Here is a 6,166-nt window from a genome sequence, read left to right as displayed (position 1 = left end):
AGCAATCGCAACAATGAGTGGGAGCAATGCTTTCATGAGAAGACTTCCTCGCTTATATGGTCTGCACAACCATATGAACGGAAGTCCAAGATGTCTACCTACGAAGCCCGCCTTAATGCCTTGCGCGTCCAATTGAAAAAAGATCAGCTCGACGGATTCGTCGTTCCGATTTGTGATGAACATATGTCCGAATATGTCGGGGACTATGCGCAACGTCTTGGCTGGCTGACTGGCTTTGGCGGGTCGGCAGGTTCTGCTGTGGTTCTGTCGGAAGAAGCGGCTATTTTCACCGACGGGCGCTACACGCTTCAGGTGCGTGAGCAGGTGGACGGCAACAACTGGCAATATGTCGGTGTGCCGCAAACGAGCATTTCTGATTGGTTGAAAGAACATACCCCCGCAGGCGCGCGCATCGGTTATGACGCATGGGTGCACACCAAGGGTTGGGTCGAAAGCGCGACCGTGGCGTTGAAAGCCAAAGGCGCGGAATTGGTCGCGGTCAAAAGCAACCCAATTGATGCCGTTTGGGCGGACCAGCCCGGCAAAAGCGACGCCAAGCTCATGGCCCATGACGACCGTTATGCCGGACAAAGCAGCGCCGAGAAACGCGCAGCGGTTGCCGAATGGCTGACGGCCAATGGTTTGGACAGCACGGTGATTTCTGCACTCGATTCGGTGGCATGGCTCCTGAATGTCCGTGGCTCCGATGTGGCGAATACGCCCGTCGCGCTCAGCTTTGTGCTCGCCCATGCCGATGGCACGGCAGACCTGTTTGTCGCCCCGGAAAAGGTCGGCGATGACGTCCGCGCGCATTTGGGCAATGCCGTGTGCTTGCGCACCCCGGAGGAGTTTGTCCCTGCATTGAAAGCCATGAACGGCAAGCGCATCGCCGTGGATCCCGATCGTGCCGTTGCGGCAATATTCGGCGCACTGAAGGATGGCGGCGCAACGATCGTCGAAGCGCGTGACCCAACCATTTTGCCAAAGGCCGTCAAAAACCATGTCGAGCAAGCCGGCCATCGTGCGGCGCAGGCGCGTGACGGTGCAGCGCTTAGCCGCTTCCTGCATTGGATGGGCGAAACGGCGCATAAGGGCGGGCTGGACGAATTGTCGGCTGCGGCGCGGTTGAAATCCTTCCGCCAAGATACCGGCATGCTGCACGATCTGTCGTTTGACACGATTTCAGCCACGGGTCCCAATGGCGCGCATTGCCATTACAAAGTCGACGAGGCGAGCAACCGGGCGATTGAACCCAACAGCATCTATCTGGTCGATAGCGGCGGGCAGTATCTGGATGGCACCACGGACGTAACCCGCACGATCTGGGTCGGGCCCGGACACCCAACAGCGGAAATGAAAGACCGTTTCACCCGTGTGCTCAAGGGCCACATCGCGCTTGCGGTGGCGGTATTCCCCGAAGGCACGCGCGGCGCGCAACTCGACACGATGGCGCGGGCCGCACTCTGGCAAGCTGGCCTTGATTACGCCCATGGCACGGGCCACGGCGTCGGCAGCTTCCTTGCTGTGCATGAAGGGCCGCAACGTATTGGGAAATTCTCTGGCGGACAGGCTGGAACAGACGAACCTTTGCAAGCGGGCATGTTCCTGTCCAACGAGCCTGGCTATTACAAAGCCGGCGAATATGGCATCCGCATCGAAAATCTGGTGCTGGTCGAAGAACGTGAAATCGCCGGTGCGGAAGGCCGCTATTTCGGTTTCGAAACGCTCACCTTCGCACCCATTGACAAGACGTTGGTGGATGTCGGCTTGCTCAGCGGCGAGGAACTGCGCTGGTGGAATGATTACCATGCCAAGGTATTGTCGATTATCGCGCCACAACTAGACGGCGACGCGCTGGCTTGGGCCCATGAGGCTTGCGCGCCCTTATCATAAGCCCGGCCTATCTACCGACACCCGATGATTTCACCGAAGGAAAGCCACATCCATGACCCAGACTTTTTCCGATTACACGCCAGCTAAGGTCTGGGAATGGAATACCGAAAACGGGGGCCAGTTTGCAAATATCAACCGGCCTATCGCCGGCGCGACGCATGACAAGGACCGCCCCGTCGGCAAGCATCCGATGCAACTTTATTCGCTTGCCACGCCCAATGGCGTGAAAGTGACTGTCATGCTTGAGGAGTTGCTCGCGCTTGGCCATATAGGCGCGGAATATGACGCGTGGCTTGTCAGTATCCGCGACGGCAACCAGTTTTCGAGCGGCTTTGTCGAAGCCAATCCCAATTCCAAAATTCCAGCATTGTTCGACCATTCAACGCCGGAGCCCACGCGCGTTTTTGAATCGGGGTCGATCCTTTTATATCTTGCTGAAAAGTTCGGCGCGTTCCTACCGACCGAGCATCACGCGCGGACGGAAACGATCAACTGGCTGATGTGGCAAATGGGCAGCGCGCCCTATCTCGGCGGCGGTTTTGGCCATTTTTATGCGTATGCGCCGTTCAAATTTGAATATGCCATCGACCGATTCGCGATGGAGGTGAAGCGGCAGCTGGACGTGCTGGACCGCAACCTTGCCGACCGCTCCTATGTGGCTGGCGACGAATACAGCATCGCCGATATGGCGATTTGGCCATGGTATGGCGCGCTCGTCAAAGGGCTGATTTACGACGCAGGCGCGTTTCTGTCTGTACATGAATATAAGAACGTGATTCGCTGGACTGACCTCATCGCCGAACGGCCCGCTGTGAAGCGTGGACGCATGGTCAATCGCGTGATGGGTGACCCCGCCAGCCAGCTGCATGAGCGGCATGACGCAAGCGACTTCGACACCAAAACGCAGGACAAGGTTGCCGCTGCCAAAGCGTGACCTGCGTCACACGCGAAGGAAAAAATGAAGCCTATATGGGTCCCGCGACCCGAGGGCTTCTCACTTAAGGAGGGGCGCCCTCTCCTTAAGAGCTTGGTCGGATACCCTCCTGACCAAGCTCTATTTTTCACATTAACGCTTGCTGATATTGACTGCGCGGAGCGTGCATTCTGCGCCAAGCTGGTTGCTGCCGCCTGGGGCCTGCAGCACGAAATTGGTTCCGGCAATCATTGCCGATGTTGAAACCCTGCGATGGTGTGAAATTGCCGTGGCGGAGACGGAGGGATTCGAACCCTCGGTACCGGATTTACCAGTACGACGGTTTAGCAAACCGTTGGTTTCAGCCACTCACCCACGTCTCCAGCGCGTTTGGCATGGGCGGCCTATAGCGTTGCATGCATTTGGCTGCAATGGTTATTGACACGGGCATGCTATAAGAAGAAAATTAACGAAATAGGATCGCTCTGGCGCGCACTGAACTCGCATTGTCGGTCGTTCATCATGCGCTCATCTAGAGGATACATAGAGTGTTGCTTGATTTTAAAAGGGTGGGATACGCATGTTAGCAGTAAATCGGGGTCTGAAACGGTCAATACATCATTTGCTAATGCTGCTCGCGGCCGGCGCACTTGTCGCTTCGCCGGCGATGGCGCAGATTAACACCGTCGATCCCAATGATGTCATCGATTCAGACCTTGGGACTCCGCCGCAGGCCGCGACCGCAGCCCCGTCAGAGAATGTCGCCCCAACTGTTCAGGATGGCGTTCCGACAGAGGCCCCTGCAGTACTACCGGAAACGTCGTCCGCGTCTCCCGCCATCCCGACCGAAGCCACCTATCAGGAAGATGATTTGATCGGCGCTGCCGAAGGCGTTTTTGGCAAGGGTGCCCAAGGTCTTGGCAAAATGATTGAGGACATTCTGAAAAAGCAGGGTCGGCCAAATGGCTATATCGTTGGCCGCGAGGGTGGCGGCGCGTTTGTCGTTGGCCTTCGTTACGGTTCCGGCACGCTGAACCACAAAGTTGAGGGCCAAAAGCCAGTCTATTGGACTGGCCCGTCAATTGGCCCCGATGCTGGCGCAAATGCGGGTAGCACATTTGTGCTTGTATATAATCTGTACGACACCGAAGACATCTACAAACGCTATCCCGCCGGTGAAGGCGTCGCATATCTCGGCGGTGGTTTTAATGCGAGCTATCTGCGCCGCGGCGATGTCGTGCTCATTCCCATCAGGGTAGGCGCCGGACTGCGGTTGGGCGCCAATGTCGGATATATGCGCTTTTCCAAAAAGCAGCGTTGGCTGCCCTTTTAACGGGCGCGCATATCTTCCATGCGTTTCAAGTACCGGGCGAGCACATCAATCTCTAGGTTGACCTGCCGCCCGGCACCCAGCGTCCCTAATGTCGTCATCTGCGCCGTGTGTGGAATGATGTTCAGCATGAAATGCGCCGAACCATCGGCCTGATCGGCAATGTCATTGACGGTCAGCGACACGCCATCAACCGTTATAGATCCTTTGGCCGCGATATACGGCGCAAGGCTGCCCGGTGCGGCGACGGTGACTTTCCAGCTGTCGCCCACGGTTTCGCTGCCAACAATATGCCCGACGCCGTCGACATGGCCAGTGACAATATGCCCGCCCAATTCATCGCCGACCTTCAACGCGCGTTCCAGGTTCAGCTGGGTCCCTGCTTCCCACATGCCCGCTGGGGTACGTGAAACGGTTTCGGCAGACGCATCGATTGCGAACCAGCCTTCGCCCTTATCAACAACGGTCAGGCACACGCCCGAACAGGCGATAGATGCGCCGATGGCGACCGTGTCCATGTCATATGCGCAATCAATGACAAGGCGCAAATCGCCCCGCTGTTCGGATGAACGAATATTGCCAACGTCCGTGATGATACCTGTGAACATATATATTTTGCCTCTTTAATTGGCGCGTTCGTAGACTTCGAGACGGTCTTTGCCAAGACTGCGGGAATCGCACAGCTGCCAAAGTCCATGCGCGTCGGCCAGCTGCCCCAATCCAATGTCGCCAAGGCAGGCCTTGCCCGCGCCGATGAAAATGGGTGCGCGGTACAATAACAGCCGGTCAACCAACCCAGCTTTTAAAAAAGCCGTGGCTGTTGCAGCGCCGCCTTCCACCATCACATTATTACAATCCAGCTTTGCGATGTCCACTGGCGCAGAAATAACTTCCCACCCGTCGGGGGCATCACCGCTGCCCAGCACGACCTTGCGCGGCGACCGGTGTTCTAGTCCCGTCAGCCGCACGTTCAATTGTGGCGCGTCTGCCTTTACGGTGCCCGATCCGACCAAAATGGCATCCGTCCGCGCACGTTCAATATGGCTATGCGCGCGCGCGATACCCCCCGTAATCCAACGGCTGCTGCCATCGGCCATCGCGATTTGACCATCCAGCGATGTCGCGATTTTTAACGTTACAAATGGCCGCCGCCGCTGCATGCGACACATAAATCCGGAGAGGCTTGTGCGCGCTTCGGACGCCATGACGCCAGTCACTACGGCTATGCCCGCGGCCATGAGCGCCTTGATGCCTGCACCCGCGGTCCGAGGATCGGGGTCCTGCAGCGCAACCACCACGCGTGCTGGCCGGGCATCCATCAGCAATAGGGCGCACGCCGGGCCACGGTCGGATTGATGCGCACAGGGCTCAAGCGTGACGTAAATAACGCTGCCTTGCGCTGCAGAACCGGCCTGCGCCAGCGCCATGGCTTCTGCATGGGGACGGCCCCCCTCTTGAGTCCAGCCGCGTCCAACGACGATGCCTTCTTTGACAATGATACAGCCGACCGACGGGTTCAGCCCCGTCTGGCCAACGCCACGTTCGGCCAGCGCCAAAGCTGCGGCCATGAAGCGGTGATCAGCGGTGGCTATTGTTTTGCTCCCGCGGCAGCGTCTTTGGCTTGTGCCTCTTTTTGCGCGCGCTCAAGCTGGGCCTCGCGCTCAATTTCTTCCACGTCCATCCCGACCGCACGACCGAATGCCTTATATGCCTCTTTCTCGCGGGCGCGCATTTCGTCTTTTCGCTTTTGATATTCAGCGATCGCCGCTTTCGATTCCTCGATTGTGCGTGTCGCAGGCCAGCTTTCGAAATAGGTCACTGTGGGTGGCGGCGGCTTCGCCTTTTCAAGCGTATCGATATAGAATGTGTAGATGATAATCGCCGTCGGCACGCAGGCAGCCAGAAACAACCACGGACTATGCGTGCCCGTTGTGCGGAAAAAGCTGATTAGATCTGTGCCCGCATTGCGCAGCGAGACATCTTTAAAAAATGACATGGCTATCCAATAAGACGGATATCGCGTGATTTCC

General features: G+C 57.5%; 6 protein-coding genes and 1 tRNA gene. 3 read left to right on the top strand and 4 right to left on the bottom strand.

Annotated features, from left to right (window positions below; translation table 11 throughout):
• Positions 1 to 90: 90 nt before the first annotated feature.
• Entirely contained in the window at positions 91 to 1,893 is a 1,803-nt protein-coding gene (locus ACIQ0G_RS09615; RefSeq protein ID WP_397577716.1) for an aminopeptidase P family protein, read from the top strand.
• 52 nt (positions 1,894 to 1,945) lie between these two features.
• Positions 1,946 to 2,827 (top strand): glutathione-dependent disulfide-bond oxidoreductase, encoded by an 882-nt coding sequence (gene yghU / locus ACIQ0G_RS09610; RefSeq protein ID WP_397577715.1) that lies wholly within the window; start codon positions 1,946 to 1,948, stop codon positions 2,825 to 2,827.
• Between the two features lie 269 nt (positions 2,828 to 3,096).
• On the opposite strand, the gene ACIQ0G_RS09605 is transcribed toward yghU, so the two are convergent.
• A tRNA-Ser gene (locus tag ACIQ0G_RS09605) sits at positions 3,097 to 3,189 on the bottom strand.
• Positions 3,190 to 3,386: 197 nt separating this feature from the next.
• On the opposite strand from ACIQ0G_RS09605, the gene ACIQ0G_RS09600 reads away from it, so the two are divergent.
• Positions 3,387 to 4,139, top strand: a complete 753-nt coding sequence (locus ACIQ0G_RS09600) for a DUF1134 domain-containing protein (RefSeq protein ID WP_397577714.1) — start codon at positions 3,387 to 3,389, stop codon at positions 4,137 to 4,139.
• Here ACIQ0G_RS09600 and ACIQ0G_RS09595 read toward each other — a convergent pair.
• From ACIQ0G_RS09595 to ACIQ0G_RS09585, 3 genes are all read right to left on the bottom strand, one after another.
• Positions 4,136 to 4,744, bottom strand: coding sequence for a riboflavin synthase (locus ACIQ0G_RS09595; protein ID WP_397577713.1), 609 nt, complete (start codon positions 4,742 to 4,744; stop codon positions 4,136 to 4,138). The two genes, ACIQ0G_RS09600 and ACIQ0G_RS09595, sit on opposite strands and share 4 nt — an antisense overlap.
• 15 nt (positions 4,745 to 4,759) lie before the next feature.
• Entirely contained in the window at positions 4,760 to 5,728 is a 969-nt protein-coding gene (ribD, locus tag ACIQ0G_RS09590) for a bifunctional diaminohydroxyphosphoribosylaminopyrimidine deaminase/5-amino-6-(5-phosphoribosylamino)uracil reductase RibD (protein WP_397577717.1), read from the bottom strand.
• A partial coding sequence (locus ACIQ0G_RS09585; RefSeq protein ID WP_397577712.1) for a hypothetical protein occupies positions 5,725 to 6,166 on the bottom strand: 442 nt, incomplete at its 5' end. The genes ribD and ACIQ0G_RS09585, both read right to left, overlap by 4 nt.

The organism is Sphingorhabdus sp., assembly GCF_044354325.1.
In the GTDB taxonomy this organism is placed as follows: Bacteria; Pseudomonadota; Alphaproteobacteria; order Sphingomonadales; family Sphingomonadaceae; genus Sphingorhabdus_B.
This window is presented reverse-complemented; position numbering and strand designations above follow the sequence as displayed.

Bases quoted from the DNA above. Each gene is read 5' to 3' on its own strand.
- ACIQ0G_RS09615 (WP_397577716.1), top strand. From the start codon at position 91: ATGTCTACCTACGAAGCCCGCCTTAATGCCTTGCGCGTCCAATTGAAA.
- yghU (WP_397577715.1), top strand. From the start codon at position 1,946: ATGACCCAGACTTTTTCCGATTACACGCCAGCTAAGGTCTGGGAATGG.
- ACIQ0G_RS09600 (WP_397577714.1), top strand. From the start codon at position 3,387: ATGTTAGCAGTAAATCGGGGTCTGAAACGGTCAATACATCATTTGCTA.
- ACIQ0G_RS09595 (WP_397577713.1), bottom strand. From the start codon at position 4,744: ATGTTCACAGGTATCATCACGGACGTTGGCAATATTCGTTCATCCGAA.